This window comes from Xanthobacter autotrophicus (assembly GCF_029991245.1).
GTDB lineage: Bacteria > Pseudomonadota > Alphaproteobacteria > Rhizobiales > Xanthobacteraceae > Xanthobacter > Xanthobacter autotrophicus_C.
In genome coordinates, this window is sequence record NZ_JAIVFO010000258.1 from 1 (window position 1) to 2725 (window position 2725).

The 2725-nt window shown below is 68.4% G+C and carries 2 protein-coding genes; both read left to right on the forward strand.

The window, feature by feature from the left end:
• Nucleotides 1-1929 (forward strand): translation initiation factor IF-2 (infB, locus tag K9U41_RS22455; RefSeq protein WP_282643059.1); only part of this gene is annotated, 1929 nt, incomplete at its 5' end.
• A gap of 288 nt (nucleotides 1930-2217) precedes the next feature.
• A complete protein-coding gene (rbfA, locus tag K9U41_RS22460; RefSeq protein ID WP_282643060.1) occupies nucleotides 2218-2658 on the forward strand; it encodes a 30S ribosome-binding factor RbfA in 441 nt (146 codons plus the stop codon).
• Nucleotides 2659-2725 lie beyond the last annotated feature (67 nt).

The window sequence follows — 2725 nt, forward strand, 5'->3', positions numbered from 1 at the left end:
CCGGTGAAGGTGCCCCGCGCCCCCGCCGGCCAGGAGAAGCAGCGCGGCCGCCTGACCCTCGTCACCGCCCTCTCGGGCGAGGAAGAGCGCCAGCGTTCGCTCGCCTCCTTCCGCCGCCGCACCCAGCGCATGACCGGCCACCGGGTGCAGGAGAGCAAGGAAAAGATCCTTCGCGAAGTGATCCTGCCCGAGACCATCACCATCCAGGAACTCGCCAACCGCATGTCGGAGCGGGCCGTGGACGTGATCCGGATGCTCATGAAGCAGGGCCAGATGCTGAAGATCACCGACGTGGTCGACGCGGACACCGCCCAGCTGATCGCCGAGGATCTTGGCCACACCGTGCGCCGCGTCTCGGAATCCGACGTGGAAGAGGGCCTGTTCGACACGCCCGACGCCCCGGAGAGCCTGGTGCCGCGTCCCGCCGTCGTGACCATCATGGGCCACGTCGACCACGGCAAGACCTCGCTGCTGGATGCCATCCGCAAGGCCAACGTGGTCTCCGGCGAGGCCGGCGGCATCACCCAGCACATCGGCGCCTACCAGGTGACCTCGCCCTCGGGCAGCAAGATCACCTTCATCGACACCCCCGGCCACGCCGCCTTCACCGCCATGCGCGCCCGCGGCGCCAAGGTGACGGACATCGTGGTGCTGGTGGTGGCGGCCGACGACGGCGTGATGCCCCAGACCGTGGAGGCCATCCATCATGCGCGCGCCGCCAAGGTGCCGCTGATCGTGGCCATCAACAAGATCGACAAGCCCGGCGCTAAGCCCGAGCGCGTGCGCTCCGAGCTGCTTCAGTATGAAGTGCAGGTGGAAACCATGGGCGGCGATACGCTCGAAGTGGAGGTCTCCGCCAAGGAGCACCTCAACCTCGACAAGCTGCTCGAGGCCATCGCCCTCCAGTCGGAACTGCTCGACCTGCGCGCCAATCCGGACCGTGCGGCCGAAGGTACCGTGGTGGAAGCCAAGCTCGACCGCGGTCGCGGCCCGGTGGCCACCGTGCTGGTTCAGCGCGGCACGCTGAAGGTCGGCGACATCGTGGTGGCCGGCGCCGAATGGGGCCGCGTGCGCGCCCTCATCTCCGACACCGGTGCCACCGTGGACACCGCCGGCCCGTCCCTGCCGGTGGAAGTGCTGGGCTTCAACGGCACCCCGGAGGCGGGCGACCGCCTCGCCGTGGTGGAGAACGAAGCCCGCGCCCGCGAGATCACCGACTACCGCCAGCGCCAGAAGCGCGAGAAGGCGGCGGCCCGGTCCGCCACCGTGCGCGGCTCGCTCGAGCAGATGATGAGCCAGGTGAAGGCCACGGGGCGGAAGGAATTCCCCCTCATCATCAAGGGCGACGTGTCCGGCTCGGTGGAAGCCATCATCGGCGCGCTGGAAAAGGTCGGCAACGACGAGGTGCAGGCCCGCATCATCCATTCGGGAGCGGGCGGCATCAACGAAAGCGACGTGACGCTGGCGGAAACCTCCGGCGCCGCGATCATCGCCTTCAACGTGCGCGCCAACAAGGAAGCCCGCGACGCGGCCGAGCGGGCGGGCATCGAGATCCGCTACTACAACATCATCTACGACCTGGTGGATGACGTGAAGAAGGCCATGAGCGGCCTGCTCGCGCCCATCAACCGCGAGACCATGCTGGGCAACGCCCTCATCAAGGAGATCTTCGCGGTCTCCAAGGTGGGCAAGGTGGCCGGCTGCCAGGTCACCGACGGCAACGTGGAACGCGGCCAGCATGTCCGCCTCATCCGCGACAACGTGGTGATCCACGAAGGCAAGCTTGCCACGCTCAACCGCTTCAAGGATGCGGTCAACGTGGTGCATGCGGGCCAGGATTGCGGCATGTCCTTCGAGAACTACCAGGACATGCGCGCGGGCGACGTGATCGAGTGCTATCGCGTCGAGGTGATCCAGCGCTCGCTGTGAGGCGGGCGACAGGTCGCCAAACCCCTCTCCCGTCACAGGGTTGAGCCCTCTCCCGCGTGCGGGGGAGGGTTGGGAGGGGGAAAGGCGCTCCCGCCGGCACGGCGTTTGACGACGCTGCCGGCGCCGCCGCTGCAGTTCCCTCCCCTCTTCCTCAAGCGGGCAAGGGAGCAACAGGCGTCGGGGGCGTAAAGAACCAACCGGAGCGGCACGGTCCAAACCCGTCCGCTCCCTTTTGAAGGAGAAGGTGCCCCGGCCCCGGCCCGGCACCCGCAAAGGCATTCTAGACCCATGAGACCTGATACACGCACGGGGGGCGGCCCCTCCCAGCGCATGCTGCGCGTGGGCGAACTCGTCCGCCACGCCCTCGCCGACGTGCTCCAGCGCGGCGCCATCACCGATCCGGTGCTCACCGCGCACATCATCACGGTGCCCGAGGTGCGCATGTCGCCGGACCTCAAGATCGCCACCTGCTACGTCATGCCCCTCGGCGGCAAGGACATCACCCCGGTGATCAAGGCGCTGGCGGCCAATGCCCGCTACCTGCGCCTGGAGGTCGGCCGCCGCATGGAGCTGAAATCCGTGCCTGAGCTGCGCTTCCGCGAGGACACCTCGTTCGACGAGGGCTCCCGCATGGACGCGCTGCTGCGCTCGCCCCAAGTGGTGCGCGACCTTGATGACACGTCCTCGGACGCCCCCGCCGACACCGACAAAGAGACCGACGCCGAATGACCGCCCCCTTTGCTGCCGACGCCGCCGCCCCGATCCTCTCCGCAGAAGCCGACGTGCCCCCCGTGGC

Coding starts and splice junctions, on each gene's coding strand:
- rbfA (WP_282643060.1), top strand. CDS start 2,218: ATGAGACCTGATACACGCACGGGGGGCGGCCCCTCCCAGCGCATGCTG.